A 15167-nucleotide genomic window follows, 5' to 3' on the forward strand; every position below is an offset into this window, starting at 1 on the left:
TTTTTCAAAAAGGGTTCCCCCCTGGCTACCGGATGCCGCGCCGAAAAAACCATCCGGCCAGGGTCAGGGTCACGGCGGCGATGGGCACAAGCGGCCAGATGGTCTCCATGACCATGGGAAACGGCATGGCCTTGAGCAGGATGCCCCGGATGGCCACCAGGAAATGGCGCAGGGGGTTGGCCAGGGACACGATCTGTAGGAAGGCGGGCATGGTCTCGATGGGCGTGGCGAAGCCCGAGAGCAGGGTGGACGGGATCATGAAGGTGAAGGTGCCCAGGATGGCCTGCTGCTGGGTGTTGCACAGCGACGAGATGAAAAGCCCGAACCCCACCACGGACAGCATGAATAAAAAAAGCCCCAGGCCCAGGGCCGCCACCGAGCCCGCAAAGGGGATGCGGAAAAAGACGATGGCCACCACCGTGATCAGGCTGCCTTCGACAAGCCCGAGGATCATGGCCGGAACGGTCTTTCCGGCCAGGATCGCGCCGGGGGTGAGCGGCGTGACCAGAAGCTGGTCGTAGGTGCCCAGTTCCCGCTCCCGGGCCACGGACAGGGAGGTGACCAAAAGTCCCACGGCCATGCTCAAAAGCCCGATGAGGTTGGGGACCGTGTACCACAGGTATTCCAGGTTGGGGTTGTACCAGTTGCGGGCCACAAGCCGGGCCGGGGGGCCAGGAATCCCCAGGCGGTAGGCCAGTTCGGTATTGAAGGTCTCCACGATGCGGCTGGCGTAGCCCTGTACGATCTGGGCGGTATTGCTGCGTCGGCCGTCCAGGAGCAGCTCGACCTTGGCCGGGCGGCCCGCCGCCACGTCGCGCGAGAAGGTCTGATCGAAGACCATAACGGCCATGGCCTGTTCGGTTTCCAGGGCCGGGGCGATCTCGGGCACGCCGTGCAGGAAAAAGACGTTTTTAAAATACGGCGCGCCGGAAAAACGCTGGATCAGTTCGGCCGAGGCCTGGCCGCCGTCCAGGTTCAGCACGGCCAGATCCACATTTTTGACCTCAAGGGTGGCCGCGAAGGCGAAGATGGTCAGCATGAGGATGGGCGGCATGAAAAGCGCGATGCGGCTTTGCTTGTCGCGAAGCACGGCCAGAAGCTCTTTTCGGACCAAGGCCCGCACCCCTCCGATCATCAGGCGATCCTCCGTCTGGTCTTGGCCAGGGTCAGGGCCAGGAGCACGGCGGCGATGGCCGCCATGCCGCCGATGTTGGGCCACAGAAGCGGCCAGGCGTCGCCCGCCAGAAAAAGGGTCTTCAGGCACGAGACGTAGTACTTGGCCGCGATGACGTGGGTCAGGAGGCGAACCGGCCAGGGCATGCCCGAGGGTTCGAACACGTAGCCCGACAGGAAATAGGCAGGCAAAAACGCGGACAAAATGGCGATCTGGGAGGCCACAAACTGGTTTTTGGCCGCCGTGGAGATGAAAAGCCCCAGGGCCAGGGCCGAGATCAGAAACACCGAGGACACGGCCACCAGGGCGAAGGCCGAGCCCCGATAGGGCACGTGAAAGACCGCCAGGGTCAAAAGCAGGCAGATGCAAAGCGCCGCAAGCCCCAGGACGAAATAGGGGATGAGCTTCCCGGCCAAAAGCTCCAGGGGACCGATGGGCGTGGCCAAAAGGGCCTCCATGGTGCCCCGCTCCCATTCCCGGGCCACCACCAGGGCGGTCAAAAGGGCTCCGATCAGGGTCAGGTTGATGGCCATGCCGCCGGGCAGGAGGCTGTTGAGGCTCAAAAGCTCCTGGTTGAACCAGGTGCGCGGCACGACCTCCACCAGTTGGGTAAACGGCGTCCCGTTTTGCCCGGCGCGGATCTCCATCCAGGACAGCCAGACGCCCTGGGCGTAGTTTTGCAGGAAGGTGGCCGTGTTGGGTTCGCTGCCGTCGGCGATGACCTGGAAGGGCACGTCGGCGCTTTTTGCGTCCGCCGCATCCATCCGGGACAGATCCCGGCCGAAGGTCTGGGGGATGACCACCAGCCCCCGGATGCGGCCCATGGCCATGTCGTCCAGGAATTCCCGGCGATCCCGCCCGGCATGGACGGAAAAGGAGGTCGTGGCCGTGAACGCGGCGGCCAGGGACCGGGCCTCGGGGGAGCCGTCCTCCAGGGCCAGGCCGATGGACAGGTCGGTGAGGTCCAGGTTGGTGGAGTAGCCCGACAGCAGGGTCAAAAAGACGGGCAGGATGAAGCCGATGAGGATGGAGGAGGGATCGCGCAGGATCTGCAGCGATTCCTTGATGGTGATCGCCGCCATCCGGCGCGCCGCCAGGGCTGTCATGCCGCCTTGCCCCCGGCGTCCGGGGCGGTCGCGTTTGACCGCTCGTCGTTCTCCACCAGGGTCACGAAGGCGTCCTCCAGGCTCGGGTCGGGCGCATCCGGGCTGCGCACGCCGTCTTTCAAGTCGTCGGGGGAGCCCATGGCGATGATCCGGCCCCGGAAGACCAGGGCGATGCGGTCACAGTATTCGGCCTCGTCCAGGAAATGGGTGGTGACCATGACCGTGACGCCCTTTTCCACCATGCCGTTGATGTGGGTCCAGAATTCCCGCCGGGTGACCGGGTCCACGCCCGAGGTGGGCTCGTCCAGGAACAGCACGGCCGGTTCGTGCATCACGGCGCAGGCCAGGGCCAGGCGTTGCTTGAACCCAAGCGGCAGATCCCCGGCCGAGGCGGTGAGGTAGGGCGTCAGGTCGAAGGTGTCGATCATGCCCTGGATGGCCCGGCTGCGGCGCTCCCCAGCCAGGCCGTAGGCCCCGGAGAAAAAGTCCAGGTTCTGGCGCACGCTCAGGGTTCCGTAGAGGGAGAACTTCTGGGCCATGTAGCCGATGCGGGCCCGGGCCTGGCCGCGGGCCCGGGCGAAGCTCAAGCCCTCCACCAAGGCCTGGCCGGAGGTGGGGGCCAGGAGGCCGCACATCATCTTGAAGGTGGTGGATTTGCCCGCGCCGTTGGGGCCCAAGAGGCCAAAGATCTCCCCGGGCCGGATGGCGAAGGTGATGTTCGCGGCGGCGGTGAAGGCCCCGAAAGTCCGGGTCAGGTTTTTGGCCTCCACCGCGCTTGCCGCGGTGGCGGTCGTGCGGGCCATGCCCCGGGACAGGGCCGAGTCCCCGCCGGGGCCGCCGCCCAGGATGTCCATGAAGGCGTCTTCGAAGCGCGGGGCTGTGGGGACAAAATGGGCCAGGGGACCGGCCTTGAGCGTGGCGGGGTCGGGCAGGGACGCGCCTTTGGCCGCAAGCAGCCGCACGAAGCGGCCCTGGATCACCCCGTCCATGATCCCCGGACAGGAAAGCGCCCGGCGCAGCACCGAGCGGCGGTTGCCCGCAATGTCCCGCAGTTGGAACACCCGGTCGGCCACCCGTCGCGTCAGTTCCCCCGGGGGGCCGGAAAAGAGTTCCCGCCCCTGGGACAAAAGCAGCACCGTGTCGCAGGCCTCGGCCTCATCCAGGTACGACGTGCTCCACACCACGCCGATGCCGTCGTCGGCCAGCTCCCGCACCATGCGCCACAATTCCCGGCGGGAGATGGGGTCCACGCCCACGCTGGGCTCGTCCAGGAGTAGAAGCTCCGGGCGGCGGATCATGGCGCAGGCCAGACCCAGCTTCTGCTTCATGCCCCCGGACAGGCGTCCGGCCAAGCGCGTGGTGAACGGGGCCAGGCCCGTGAAGCGCAGAAGCCGGGCGAAGGCCGCCTGCCGTTCGACGTCCGGCAGGCCGCGCACCTCGGCGTACAGCCGCATGTTCTCGGCCACGGTCAGGTCTTCGTAGAGCCCGAACTTCTGGGGCATGTAACCCAGCCGGGCATGCACGTGGCCCGGCTCCCGGACCGGGTTGCGGCCAAAGACCGCGACCGTGCCGTCCGTGGGGGCCAAAAGCCCGGCCAAAAGGCGCACCAAGGTGGTCTTGCCCGCGCCGTCGGGGCCCACGATCCCGGTGATCCGACCGGGCAGGATGGCGCAGCTTACCTCCGCCAGGGCCGGACGTTCGGACTGGCCGAAGTCCATACGCAGGTTTCCGGCCAGGGCCAGGGGGGTCATGGGGCGCTCTTTCCGCCGGGCGTGGACGCCGGATCGGGGACGGTCGGCCGGTTTGCGGATTTTGGCGCGCCTTCTGTCGTTTGTATGGCCTCGGGCGCGGACGCCACTGTGACCGGCATGCCCTGGCGCAGGCCTTCGTCGGGCGCGTCCACGATGATGCGCACCCGGTAGACCAGATCCGTACGCAGGGTCTGGGTCTCCACGTTTTTGGGGGTGAATTCGGCCACGGGCGAGACGTAGCCCACCCGGGCGGCATACGGCGCGTCGGGACGGCTGTCGGTGAAAACGCGCATGGGCATGCCCGGATAGACCCGCCCAAGAAGCGGTTCCGGGATGTAGGCCCGCACCCATACCGGCTTTTTCAGGGCGATGGTCAAAACCGTGGCCCCGGCCCCGGCCACGGCCCCGGGCTCGCGCACCCGGGAAAGCACCGTGCCGTCGGAAGGAACCACGATCTCCGTGTCCGCCAGATCCGTCAGGGCCGCGTCCACGGCGGCCTCGGCGGCCCGAAGCTGGGCCTCGGCGGCCAGGATGTCCTCGGAGCGGAATCCCGTCGTCTGCAACTCCAGTTCTTTCTGGGCGCTTTGCAACTGGGCCGTGAGCGCATCGCGGGCGGCGACCGCGTCGTCGTTGTCCTGGGCGGCGATGGCCCCGCTGTGCAGGAGCGTCTGGCGGCGGCGGGCCACGCGCACGGCGTTTTCCACCTGAGCCTCGAGCTGGGCCACCTGGGCTCGGGCCTTGGCCACGTCCTCCCGGCGGTATCCGGCATGGTGCTTGGCCATGTCCGCCGCCGCCGCGTCGCGCTTGGCCCGGGCCTGGGCCAGGGCGTCGCGGTAGGGCCTTGCGTCGAGCACGGCGGCGATGTCCCCGGCGGCCACGGGGTCGCCCTCGTCCACGCGCACCTCGGCGATTTTTCCCGGCACCCGGAAGGACAGTTCCGCCTCCCGGATGTCCACGTTGCCGAAAAGGCGCAGGGGCTCGGGGTGGCGGCGGGCGTCGCCTCCGAAGAACCACCACGCCCCGGCCGTCGCCGCCGCGATCAGGACGAGCGCCAGGATGCGTTTGACGGTCATGACGCCACCTCGGTGCGGATTCCGGCTGGCGGCGAAAGGCAGGCCTCGATCTGTTCGATGCAGATTTCGGCGATGCGTTCCACGGCCTGCGGGGTGAACTGCGGACAATCCAGATGGCGCAGGGCGGTGAAGGCCCCGACACGAAAGATCACGATCTGGCCCAGAAGGGTCAGGGCCCGCAGGCGGGTGTCGGGATGGCCTGCGTCCCGGCCGGTCAGCCGGGCCACAAGCCCGGTCCAGGCGTCCAGGGCCGAGCGGAAAAAGCCCTCGTAGAGGAGGTCGAAGGCCGGGGTGGGCGAGATCTGTTCCTGGATCATGATCTGGCTGGCGTCGCGGCCCTCGCTGGCGCCCAGGGTGTCGGCGACCAGGGCCCGGATCATGGCCCGCAGGGCGGAAAAAAGAGTGTCCCGGTCGGCGGCGGGATCGGCGCACAGGGAGCGTATGCGTTCGAAATACGGCCCGAGCACGGCGTTTCGGGCGTCCACGATGTGGCTGACCACGGCGTGATACAGCCCTTCCTTGCCGCCGAAGTGATAGGGGATGGCCGCCAGGTTCACCCCGGCCTCCGCCGCCAGGGACCGGGTGCTGGTGGCCTCGAAGCCGTGCAGGCCGAACAGCCGGACTCCGGCCTCGATGAGCTTTTGTCTGGCGCCGGATTCGACGTTGCGGCGGGGGTGTCTGGTCATGGGCATGCCGTCCTTGTGGTCGATAGGACATCCTTATTCATTCGAACGAATGAGTCAAGGGCGCGGCCACAGGTCGGCCCGGTGGGACCGATGGAGCCGGGAGCCGGGAGCCGGGGGGATTCAGCCGTCGGCGGCCGGGGCGCAGTCCTGGCGGGAGAGGAGAAAAAGGCCGTCCAGGAGCAGGTCCGGGCGGACGCGCGAGAAGCAGGGGCAAAGGGGGGCCAGTTTGGCGGCGAATCCCCCCGTGGCCAGGATGGTGGCCGGTTCGCCCAGGTGTTTGATCAAGAGCGCCCCCACGCCCTCGACCATGGCCGCGAATCCGTGCAAGAAACCCTGGCTTAAGCATTCCGCCGTGCTTTGCCCGATGGACAGGCCTCCGTGGCCCGCGTCCAGGGCGATGTGCGGCAGCTTGGCCGTGTCCAGGGACAGGGCCCGCAGGCTGGAAAAAAGCCCCGGGCAGATGAGTCCGCCCAAAAAAGCGTTGCCCTTGACGCAGTCGAAGGTGGTGGCCGTGCCGAAATCCACGACGACCACCACCGGGGTCTCGGCGGCCATGCGCCCGGCGAAGGCCGTGACCAGCCGGTCGGCGCCCACCTCGTGGGGCCTGGCGTAGCGGTTTTCCAAGGGCACGGGCACGTCCCGGGGTACGAAACGGGGGGTGGCGTTGAAATAGCGTTCGCAGGCCTGGGTCAGGATGGGGTCCACGGGCGGCACCACGCTTGAGACCGTCACCGAGGCCACGGCCGTGGGCGCGATCCCGGCATGGGTCACCACGGAAGACAGGGAGAGGCCCAGGCTGTCCGGGGTGGCGGCCTTGTCCGTGGGCAGGACATAGGACGCAAAAAGTCCGTGCGCGTCGGCCACGCCGATTTTGATGTTGGTGTTGCCCGCGTCCACAAGCAGGGAGACAGGGCCGTTTGGCATGTCGCGACCTTTGTTACGGGGTTTTCGGCGAGGGCGGCGGCAGGCCTTTGCGGGCCATGACGCCCTGCACGAAGGCCTCGGCCACGGGCAGCATGCGCTGGGCGATCTCCCGGACCCCTGCCGCCGTGGGATGCAGGCCGTCGGGCAGGTTTTTGGCCGGATCGGCGGCCACGCCCTCCAGGAAAAAGGGATAAAACGCCAGGTTGCGGTCCCGGGCCAGGTCGGCGTAGACCGCCGCGAATTCCGCGCCGTAGTCCGGACCCATGCCCAGAAGCGCCCGCATGCCGCACAGGAGCACCGGCACGTTTTTGGCGGCGGCCGCGTCCAGGATCGTCTCCAGATTGGCCTTGATGAAGGGGGGTTCGAAGCCGCGCAGGCCGTCGTTGGCCCCAAGCTCGAGGATCATGCCGTCCGGGGCGCCGGACAGGGCCGGGGCCGCCCGGGAGACGCCGCCGGCCGTGGTGTCGCCCGAGATTCCGGCGTTAACGATGGTCACCGGATAGCCTTTTTCCTGCAAAAGTCCTTGCAGGACCACGGGAAAGGCCTCGTGTGCGGCCAGGCCGAATCCGGCGGTCAGGCTGTCGCCGAGGGCCACCAGACGGATCTGCGGTGCGGCATGGGCGGACATGGCGGCTCCTGATGCGAGGATCATGCACAGGACAAGGGCCGTATTCACGGCAAGGGCCGCATGGCGGCGCGGCCCGGGGCGCGTTTGAGTTTTCCGGCGGAGTTGGTATGCTGGGGCATGGATCATGTCGCGTCTTCCAGCGTTACGGGGAAAAAAACAGGGACGGCCACCGGGGATATGATCGCCCTCGTGGATGTGCGGCTCACGTTACCGAGCCAGGCGGGGCTGGTCAATATCCTGCGGGGGATCACCTTTTCTGCCGCCCCCGGGGAGACCGTGGCCATCATGGGGCCGTCCGGGGCGGGCAAGACCACGCTTTTGATGCTCATGGCCGGGTTGGAGAAGCCGTCCTCGGGCCGGGTGATGGTGGCCGGGCATGACCTCACGGACATGGACGAGGACGCCCTGGCCCGGTTTCGCCGGGAAAACGTGGGCATCGTGTTCCAGGCCTTCCATCTTGTGCCCACCATGACCGCCCTGGAAAACGTGGCCCTGCCCCTGGAGTTGGCCCGGGCGGAGGACGCCGAGCCCCGGGCCAAGGCCGCCCTGGAGGCCGTGGGGCTTTCGGCCCGGGCCTCCCACTATCCTTCCCAGCTTTCCGGCGGCGAACAGCAGCGGGTGGCCCTGGCCCGGGCCTTCGCCCCGGCGCCCTCCATCTTGTTGGCCGACGAACCCACGGGCAACCTGGACGAGGAGACCGGGGCCATGGTCATGGATCTGCTTTTCTCCCTGGGCCGGGACCATGGCGTGACCCTGGCGCTCATCACCCACGACGCGGCCCTGGCGGCCCGGTGCGGCCGCGTGGCCCATGTGCGCGACGGACGCCTGGTTCCGGACGGGGCGCCGGAACCCCCGGCGGGGCGCGGCCCGCAATGAGTTTTTTTCGGATGTCGTCCCGGGCAGGTTCCCCCCTGGAGCGATTTCTGCGGGGCATGGCCCTTTTGGCGGTCATCGCCGGGGTGCTGTGGGCCTTTGAGGCCCGTTTCTCCCATCTCGCACAGCGCCTTGAGTCGCAGCAGACCATTTCCGACGAGACGGGCGGCCTCTCCGATGAGGACCGCCGCTTTTTGCGCCAGGCCGCCGAGGATCTGCGGACGCGGTTCGGGCTCGAACTGCGGGTCCGGGTGGCGGCGGAGGGGCTTACGGTTCCGGAACTGGATGAAAAGACCGTGTTTTTCGGCCTGTCCCCGGCAGACAAGACGGCCCGGGTGGTCCTGCCGCCCCTGGCGGCCCGGGCCCTGGGGCCGGATTTCGTAAAAATTGTGGAAAACGACATGTTGGCGGCGGCGTTTGCCGACGGGCAGTGGCCACGGGCCCTGTGCGCGGCTGTGGTTTTTTTAGAACGGCAACTGTCCGAACCCCGGACGGGAGAAAACTGATGACGGAGATCGAAACGCCGGGCGACGGCGCCGGCGTGCGCATTTATACGGACGGCTGCTGCTTCGGCAACCCCGGCCCTGGCGGCTACGGCGCGGTGCTCATGTTCGGCGAGGCCCGCAAGGAACTGTCCGGCGGCCGTCGCCTGACCACCAACAACCGCATGGAGCTTCTGGCGGTCATCGAGGCCCTGGCCAGCCTGACCCGGCCCTGCCGGGCGGACCTCTTTACCGATTCCCAGTACGTGCGAAACGCCATCGAGAAGCGCTGGCTGGCGGGCTGGCGGCGAAACGGCTGGAAGACGGCGGACAAAAAACCCGTGAAAAACAAGGATTTGTGGGAGCGGCTGATCCCGCTTCTGGCCACCTGCCAGGTGAGCTTCCACTGGGTGCGCGGCCATACCGGCGTCGCCGAGAACGAGCGGTGCGACGTGTTGGCCAAGGCGGCGGCGGGAAAGCCGGGGCTTTTGCCGGATGAGGGCTATCCGGGATGACGGCGGGCCTTAGGGGCGTACGGATGGAGGCGGCGGGTTGTGCGGCGTCCCCTTGGGGGCGGCCCGGAGGCTGGCCGGAGGCGTGGGTGATTGTCTCCCGAATGAGGGTTGCGGGGGCGAACGGATAGGGGCGGCGGGTTGTGCGGCCTCCCCTTGGGGGCGGCCCGGAGGCTGGCCGGAGGCCTGGACGATTGTCCCCGGGTGGCGGTTACTTCCCGTCGAAGGTGCGCATGGACTTTTCCCAGGCCCGTCTGGCGTCCAGGGAGGGACAGAGGCAACTGGCGGCGGCCGCGTCGTAGCGGCTGTCGGCGGCGGCGCCGGTGGCGCTCAGAAAGACGGGTTTGGCCGGGTCGGGCTGGCTGATGACGTAGGTTCCGGGATTTTTGGCGCACGGGCCACAGGTGACGGTCCAGGTGTTGAAGGTCTTCATGGCCACGTCGGCCACGCAGCAGTCCCCGAAGGGATCGGTCATGGCTGTTTTGTCGGGAACGTCGCCGGGCAGATTCCCGGAGAGATCGTCGGTGTGGACCGATCCGGCCAGACCGAGCACGAGAAGGCTGGTCAATACCATCGTTTTCGGGCTCATGATGTTGTTCCCGGGCGCCCTGGCGGGGCTTGTTTTTTTTCTCCCATAGACCCCCACGCCGGGAAAGGCAACCATCCTGTTTCGCGTCATCGCATCGTCACGTTTTCGTGCTACGTACCCGCCGTCGGCATTCCGGAGAGCCTTAGGCTGGTTCACAACGCTTTTATCCGCGCAGATGCGTGAGTATTTTTAAGGAGGCAGCATGAAACGAGTGGGGGTCGTGGGCATTCCCAAGGGATGGTCCACGCTGCAACTGGTGGACGCCCTGGCGCGGCGCGGGGTTTCGCCCGTGCTCATCGACATGGCCCGGGCCCGCCTGGATCTGGCGACCCGCACGGTCTGGCACGCCGAGGTGGAGATGACGGCCCTTGACGCGGTCATCGTCAAAAAGATCGCCCCGACCTATTCCCCCGACGCCCTGGACCGCATGGACATCCTGCGGTTCGTTTCGGCCATGGGAACGCCGGTTTTTTCCGACCCGGACAGCATGTATCGCCTGATCGACCGCTTAAGCTGCACCACGGCTCTGCGCCTGGGCGACATCCCCATGCCCTCCACCACCATCACCGAGGACGTGGACGAGGCCCTGGCCGCCGTGGAGAACTACGGCCGGGCCGTGTTCAAGCCGCTGTATTCCTCCAAGGCCCGGGGCATGACGGTCATCGAGGCCGGAAACGCCGCCCGGGAGGAGATCGAGGACTTCCAGGCGGCGGGCAACCGGGTCATGTACATCCAGCGCATGGTCTCCCACGCCGGGGGACATCTGGATCTGGGCGTCTCCTTTCTGGGCGGGGAATATCTGGCCACCTACGCCCGCCAGGGCGACGGCAACTCCTGGGACACCACCACCCGCACCGGCGGCAGGTACGTGCCCTATGAGCCGGGCGCGGAGATCGTGGCCCTGGCCGAAAAGGCCCAGGCCCTCTTTCCGGGCATGGCCTTCACCTGCGTGGACGTGGTGGAGACCCCGGACGGGGCCGCGATTTACGAGGTGTCGGCCTTCGGCGGCTTTCGCGGACTGCTGGACGCCTGCGGCCTGGACGCCGCCGGGCTGTACGCCGATTACGTCCTGGAGAGGATCGCATGACCATAAACGGCTCATTTACGGACCAGGCCGCCCCCCTGCTTGCGGCCAACCCCGCCACGTTGTCCCTGTCCCTGCGCTTCGGCCAGGCCGCCATCGGCGTGCATACCAACTCCCAGGACCTTTACGACAAGCTGGCCCGGTACTATGCGGATTTCCCCGGCGACGATTCGCCTCCCGACATCGAGGTCACGGCCATCGAATGCCCGCCTCCGGTTTTCGATCTGCCCTACGCCACCAAGGAGCGCGAACCCGGCAAGACCAAGATCAAGGAAGAGTACGTGGACTATCCGGACGGGCGGGTGGTGCGCAAGCTTCTGACGGGATTGGTCTTTTGCTTCGGAGGCGGCCGCAACTACACCTTTGGGCCGTGCGCGGACAACGACAACCAGGTGGTCAATTTCATCAACAACCGCTTCATCGAGCGGGTGATCCGCCAGGGCGCCCTGCTGTTTCATGCCGCCGGGGTGGCCGAGGCGGGCCGGGGGCTGGTCATGTCCGGGTTTTCCGGGGCCGGGAAATCCACCCTGGCGCTGCGCATCATGGCCCGGGGCACGGATTTTGTGAGTAACGACCGGATCATGGTCCGCCGGGACGGGGAGGCCCTGACCATGTTCGGCATCCCCAAGATGCCCCGGGTCAATCCGGGCACGGTCCTTTTCGACGACCATCTGGGGCCGGTCATGTCCGAGGAGGATCGCCGCCGGTTTTCGGCCCTGCCTGCGGCCGAACTGTGGGATCTGGAACACAAATACGACGCCATGATCGACGACTGCTACGGCCCGGGGCGCTTCCGCCTGCACAGCGCCATGTCCGGCCTGGTGATCCTGACCTGGAGGCGCACGGAAGAGCCCGTGCGTGCGGCCCGGGTGGATCTGCGGCAGCGCCGCGACCTGTTGCCCGCCTTCATGAAGGATGTTGGCCTTTTTTTCGAGTCTGACGGTCCGGGACAGGCCGGGGCCGCCCCCACCCCCGAAGACTACCTTGAGCTTCTGGGGGATTGCCCGGTACTGGAGATATCTGGCGGCGTGGATTTCGAGGCGGCGGCCGACGCCTGCCTTGCTTTCCTGCGCCAGGGGAAATAAATATTGGAAATCATTTTCATGTAATGCCCCATGGGCAAGGAGAAAACATGCACGAACATTGCGACGATGAGTGCTGCACGGAGTTGGAACAGGTCTTTTTGGGCGCCGAGGTCGACGATTTCCTTTTGAAGGTCTACGATCCCACGGAAGGCGCGTTCGGGGAGATTTCCCTGGAGAGCCTGGTCGAGGCCGAAAAATGGACCATCCTTTTCTTTTATCCGGCGGACTTCACCTTCGTCTGCCCCACGGAGCTGGCCGATCTGGCCGCGAAGCAGGAAGAATTCGAGAAGCTGGGCTGCGAGGTGATCTCCGTGTCCACGGACACGGAATATGCCCACCTGGCCTGGCGGGGCAGCGAAAAGCTTCTGGAAAACGTGCGGTTCAAGATGGGGGCGGACACCACGGGCGAACTGTCGCGCTATTTCGGGGTCTACGATCCGGACACGGGCTTGGCCCTGCGCGGAACCTTCATGATCAGTCCCGAGGGCATCCTGGTTTCCTCGGAGGTCAACTATTATAATGTGGGCCGCAATGCCGACGAGCTTTTGCGCAAGCTCAAGGCCAACGTCTATCTGCGCGAACATCCCGCCGAGGCCTGCCCGGCCAGGTGGGAACCCGGGAAAAAGACCCTGACCCCGTCCGAGGCCCTGGTGGGCAAGGTGTACGAGAGCCTGGGCGAATAGGGTTCGTCTGTTTTGCCGACGGCTCAGGCGCTTCCCGCGCCGGGGCGGAAGAGAGGCGCGGCGGCCGTCCCGGTTTTTCCGGGAGGCCGCCGTCCGGCACAAGCGCGGAGGCGCCATGACCAAGACCCTGTATGTGCTGTCCGCCGAGCCGCAGTGCGGCAAGACCCTGATCTGTCTGGGGCTGGTTTCGGCCCTGACCTCCCGTACGGCCAAGGTGGCCTTCCTGCGCCCCGTGGCCGAGCCTGCCGCCGATGGGACCGACCCTGACATCCGCCTCATCCTCGAACAATTCGGCCTGGACCAGACCCCGGACAGCGCCTTCGCCAAAAGCGCGGAGCAGGCCGCGGGCCTGGTCGCCTCGGGCGGCCGCGACGAGCTTTTCGAGGCCGTGGCCGCCGCCCATGCCGTCCTCGCCGCCGGGCATGAGGTGGTGGTCTGCGAGTCCGGGTCGGCCTCGCCCGGGGGCGAGGGCCTGACCTTCGAACTGGACCTGGAGATGGCCAAGGCCCTGGGGGCCATGGTGGTGGCGGTGGTTTCCGGGCGTGGGAAAACGACCGCCCAGACGGTCGACGCCGCGCGCATGGCCGCATCGACGGTCCTGCGACAGGGGTTGACCCTGGCCGCCGTGGCCGTCAACCGCGTCGAGGCGGAACCTTCCGCCCAGGCGGCCGGGCTTCTGGCGGGCTGCCTGGCCGGGCTGCCCGGACTGCCGGACCCGCCGCCCCCGGTCTGGACGATCCCCGAGGACGAACGCCTGTCCCGGCCGAGCATGGCCGAGGTGGCGCGCCGCCTGGGGGCGGACGTCCTGTGGGGGGGCGACCGCCTGGACGTGCAGGTGGGGGAGACCGTGGTGGCGGCCATGAGCGTGGGAAATTTTCTCGATTACGTACGGCCCGGCTGTCTGGTCGTCACCCCCGGCGACCGGGCGGACATCATCCTGGCCGTCCTGGCCGCAAGGGCCTCCGGGGCCTTCCCGCATCCGGCCGGGCTGGCCCTGACCGGCGGCCTGGAGGTGGCCCCGAGCATCGTCCGGCTCCTTTCGGGGTGGGCGGACATCCCCATCCCGGTAATCCGAACCGGCATGCCCACCTCTCCCACCCTGCATCGCCTTGAGGGTCTGGTGTCGCGCCTGGACCCCGGGCAGCAGGGGCGGGTGCAGGCCGCCCTGGGACATTTCGAGGCCCATGCCGACGCCGGGGGGCTGGCGCAGCGGGCGGCGGCCGATACGGATGCGGCCATGCCCGGACTGGTCTTCGAACAGTCGGTCATCGCCCGGGCCCGGGCCCTGGGCAAGACCATCGTCTTTCCCGAGGGCGGCGAGGACCGGGTGCTCATGGCCGCCGATCAGGTCATGAGCCGGGGCGTCGCCAGGGTGGTCATCCTGGGCGACGTGGAGGACATGACCCGCCGGGCCGCCGCGCTGGGGCTGGACCTTTCCGGGGCCACGCTCCTGAATCCGGCCACGCATCCGGATCGTGAGGCCTTCGCCGCGACCCTTTTTGAACTGCGCCAGGGCAAGGGCCTGACCCTGGAGGCCGCCCGGGAGCTTATGCTGGACAAGACCTATTTCGGGACCATGCTGGTCCACAAAGGGCTGGCCGACGGCATGGTTTCCGGGGCCACCACCACCACCGCCGACACCATCCGTCCGGCCTTGCAGTTCATCCGCACCAAACCCGGATTCACCATGGTCTCCAGCGTCTTTTTCATGTGCCTGGCGGATCGGGTGCTGGTCTACGGCGACTGCGCCGTCAACCCCGATCCCACGGCCGAGGGGCTGGCCGAGATCGCGGCGGCCTCGGCCGACACCGCCGCCCGGTTCGGCATACCGCCCCGGGTGGCCATGCTGTCCTATTCCACCGGGGCCTCGGGCAAGGGGCCGGACGTGGAGAAGGTGCGCCAGGCCGTGGCCCTGGCCCGGGCGCGCCTGCCGGACATCCCCGTGGAAGGCCCCATCCAGTACGATGCGGCCGTGGACCCGGTCACGGCGGCGGAGAAGATGCCCGGCAGCCTGGTGGCCGGAAAGGCCACGGTGTTCATCTTTCCCGACCTGGATACGGGCAACGTCACCTACAAGGCCGTGCAGCGGGCCACGGGCGCGGCGGCCATGGGGCCGGTGCTCCAGGGCCTCAAAAAGCCCGTCAACGATTTGAGCCGGGGCTGCACCGTGCGCGACATCGTGTATACGGCGGCCGTCACCGCCATCCAGGCCGGAGAGGCGGACGACGCCCCCTCCCGGACGGCCAGGGAGGCCTCGTGAACGTCTTGGTGCTCAACTGCGGCAGTTCCTCCCTCAAGTACCGCCTCTTCGACATGGCCACGGAGGCCGAACTGGCCCAGGGGCTGGCCGAGCGCATCGGGTCGCCGCAAAGCCGCCTGACGCATACGGCCTTTCCCGGAACGCCCCGGGAGGCGGGCCGCACGGTGGAGGAGCCCATTGCCGACCACGGCGCGGCCGTGGATCTGGCCCTGTCGCTTTTGACCGGCCCGGGCGGCCCCGTGGCCGGGCCGCCCGGC

15 protein-coding genes and 1 pseudogene are annotated in these 15167 nt (G+C 67.7%); 8 read left to right on the top strand and 8 right to left on the bottom strand.

Annotated elements, in window-relative coordinates:
* Positions 1–25: 25 nt before the first annotated feature.
* The 7 genes from V3572_RS12440 to V3572_RS12470 all read right to left on the bottom strand — a co-directional run bounded on the left by V3572_RS12440 (position 26) and on the right by V3572_RS12470 (position 7342).
* Positions 26–1135, bottom strand: coding sequence for an ABC transporter permease (locus V3572_RS12440; RefSeq protein ID WP_332111328.1), 1110 nt, complete (start codon positions 1133–1135; stop codon positions 26–28).
* On the bottom strand, positions 1135–2280 hold the full coding sequence (locus V3572_RS12445) for an ABC transporter permease (RefSeq protein WP_332111329.1): 1146 nt from the start codon (positions 2278–2280) through the stop codon (positions 1135–1137). Before V3572_RS12445 ends, V3572_RS12440 begins: the two co-directional genes overlap by 1 nt.
* Positions 2277–4031 carry an ATP-binding cassette domain-containing protein gene (locus V3572_RS12450; RefSeq protein ID WP_332111330.1) on the bottom strand — a complete coding sequence of 585 codons (1755 nt, stop codon included), beginning with the start codon at positions 4029–4031 and terminating at the stop codon, positions 2277–2279. Before V3572_RS12450 ends, V3572_RS12445 begins: the two co-directional genes overlap by 4 nt.
* The gene (hlyD, locus tag V3572_RS12455) at positions 4028–5104 is read right to left on the bottom strand and encodes a secretion protein HlyD (protein WP_332111331.1); all 1077 of its coding nucleotides are present in this window, start codon (positions 5102–5104) and stop codon (positions 4028–4030) included. Before hlyD ends, V3572_RS12450 begins: the two co-directional genes overlap by 4 nt.
* Positions 5101–5790 (bottom strand): CerR family C-terminal domain-containing protein, encoded by a 690-nt coding sequence (locus V3572_RS12460; protein WP_332111332.1) that lies wholly within the window; start codon positions 5788–5790, stop codon positions 5101–5103. The genes hlyD and V3572_RS12460 overlap by 4 nt, the downstream gene beginning before the upstream one ends.
* A gap of 120 nt (positions 5791–5910) precedes the next feature.
* Positions 5911–6714 (bottom strand): type III pantothenate kinase, encoded by an 804-nt coding sequence (locus V3572_RS12465; RefSeq protein ID WP_332111333.1) that lies wholly within the window; start codon positions 6712–6714, stop codon positions 5911–5913.
* 13 nt (positions 6715–6727) lie between these two features.
* On the bottom strand, positions 6728–7342 hold the full coding sequence (locus V3572_RS12470; RefSeq protein WP_332111334.1) for an arylesterase: 615 nt from the start codon (positions 7340–7342) through the stop codon (positions 6728–6730).
* Positions 7343–7519: 177 nt separating this feature from the next.
* Here V3572_RS12470 and V3572_RS12475 point away from each other — a divergent pair, with 177 nt between their 5' ends.
* Genes V3572_RS12475 through rnhA form a run of 3 tightly spaced genes read left to right on the top strand, consistent with a single transcriptional unit; the run spans position 7520 to position 9212 of the window.
* Positions 7520–8218 carry an ABC transporter ATP-binding protein gene (locus tag V3572_RS12475; RefSeq protein WP_332111335.1) on the top strand — a complete coding sequence of 233 codons (699 nt, stop codon included), beginning with the start codon at positions 7520–7522 and terminating at the stop codon, positions 8216–8218.
* Positions 8219–8229: 11 nt separating this feature from the next.
* Entirely contained in the window at positions 8230–8721 is a 492-nt protein-coding gene (locus V3572_RS12480; protein WP_332111336.1) for a TPM domain-containing protein, read from the top strand.
* Positions 8721–9212, top strand: a complete 492-nt coding sequence (gene rnhA, locus V3572_RS12485; protein WP_332111337.1) for a ribonuclease HI — start codon at positions 8721–8723, stop codon at positions 9210–9212. Before V3572_RS12480 ends, rnhA begins: the two co-directional genes overlap by 1 nt.
* Before the next feature lie 208 nt (positions 9213–9420).
* On the opposite strand, the gene V3572_RS12490 is transcribed toward rnhA, so the two are convergent.
* Complete coding sequence (locus tag V3572_RS12490) at positions 9421–9798, bottom strand: hypothetical protein (RefSeq protein ID WP_332111338.1); 378 nt, start codon at positions 9796–9798, stop codon at positions 9421–9423.
* A 202-nt stretch (positions 9799–10000) separates the two neighbouring features.
* Between V3572_RS12490 and V3572_RS12495 the strand changes: the two genes are divergently transcribed.
* From V3572_RS12495 to V3572_RS12515, 5 genes and pseudogenes are all read left to right on the top strand, one after another.
* A complete protein-coding gene (locus V3572_RS12495; protein WP_332111339.1) occupies positions 10001–10885 on the top strand; it encodes a GAK system ATP-grasp enzyme in 885 nt (294 codons plus the stop codon).
* Positions 10882–11967, top strand: a complete 1086-nt coding sequence (locus V3572_RS12500; RefSeq protein ID WP_332111340.1) for an HprK-related kinase B — start codon at positions 10882–10884, stop codon at positions 11965–11967. The genes V3572_RS12495 and V3572_RS12500 overlap by 4 nt, the downstream gene beginning before the upstream one ends.
* Before the next feature lie 47 nt (positions 11968–12014).
* Positions 12015–12650: a peroxiredoxin gene (locus V3572_RS12505; RefSeq protein WP_332111341.1), complete on the top strand. Its 636-nt coding sequence runs from the start codon at positions 12015–12017 to the stop codon at positions 12648–12650.
* 115 nt (positions 12651–12765) lie between these two features.
* On the top strand, positions 12766–14910 hold the full coding sequence (gene pta / locus V3572_RS12510; protein ID WP_332111342.1) for a phosphate acetyltransferase: 2145 nt from the start codon (positions 12766–12768) through the stop codon (positions 14908–14910).
* Positions 14907–15167: pseudogene (locus V3572_RS12515) on the top strand (hypothetical protein); the annotation flags it as partial. The gene pta and the pseudogene V3572_RS12515, both read left to right, overlap by 4 nt.

It is taken from the genome of Desulfolutivibrio sp., assembly GCF_036584575.1.
In the GTDB taxonomy this organism is placed as follows: domain Bacteria; phylum Desulfobacterota; class Desulfovibrionia; order Desulfovibrionales; family Desulfovibrionaceae; genus Desulfolutivibrio.

Coding starts and splice junctions, on each gene's coding strand:
- V3572_RS12460 (WP_332111332.1), bottom strand. CDS start 5,790: ATGACCAGACACCCCCGCCGCAACGTCGAATCCGGCGCCAGACAAAAG.
- V3572_RS12445 (WP_332111329.1), bottom strand. CDS start 2,280: ATGACAGCCCTGGCGGCGCGCCGGATGGCGGCGATCACCATCAAGGAA.
- V3572_RS12465 (WP_332111333.1), bottom strand. CDS start 6,714: ATGCCAAACGGCCCTGTCTCCCTGCTTGTGGACGCGGGCAACACCAAC.
- V3572_RS12490 (WP_332111338.1), bottom strand. CDS start 9,798: ATGAGCCCGAAAACGATGGTATTGACCAGCCTTCTCGTGCTCGGTCTG.
- rnhA (WP_332111337.1), top strand. CDS start 8,721: ATGACGGAGATCGAAACGCCGGGCGACGGCGCCGGCGTGCGCATTTAT.
- hlyD (WP_332111331.1), bottom strand. CDS start 5,104: ATGACCGTCAAACGCATCCTGGCGCTCGTCCTGATCGCGGCGGCGACG.
- V3572_RS12500 (WP_332111340.1), top strand. CDS start 10,882: ATGACCATAAACGGCTCATTTACGGACCAGGCCGCCCCCCTGCTTGCG.
- V3572_RS12450 (WP_332111330.1), bottom strand. CDS start 4,031: ATGACCCCCCTGGCCCTGGCCGGAAACCTGCGTATGGACTTCGGCCAG.
- pta (WP_332111342.1), top strand. CDS start 12,766: ATGACCAAGACCCTGTATGTGCTGTCCGCCGAGCCGCAGTGCGGCAAG.
- V3572_RS12440 (WP_332111328.1), bottom strand. CDS start 1,135: ATGATCGGAGGGGTGCGGGCCTTGGTCCGAAAAGAGCTTCTGGCCGTG.
- V3572_RS12505 (WP_332111341.1), top strand. CDS start 12,015: ATGCACGAACATTGCGACGATGAGTGCTGCACGGAGTTGGAACAGGTC.
- V3572_RS12495 (WP_332111339.1), top strand. CDS start 10,001: ATGAAACGAGTGGGGGTCGTGGGCATTCCCAAGGGATGGTCCACGCTG.
- V3572_RS12470 (WP_332111334.1), bottom strand. CDS start 7,342: ATGTCCGCCCATGCCGCACCGCAGATCCGTCTGGTGGCCCTCGGCGAC.
- V3572_RS12475 (WP_332111335.1), top strand. CDS start 7,520: ATGATCGCCCTCGTGGATGTGCGGCTCACGTTACCGAGCCAGGCGGGG.
- V3572_RS12480 (WP_332111336.1), top strand. CDS start 8,230: ATGTCGTCCCGGGCAGGTTCCCCCCTGGAGCGATTTCTGCGGGGCATG.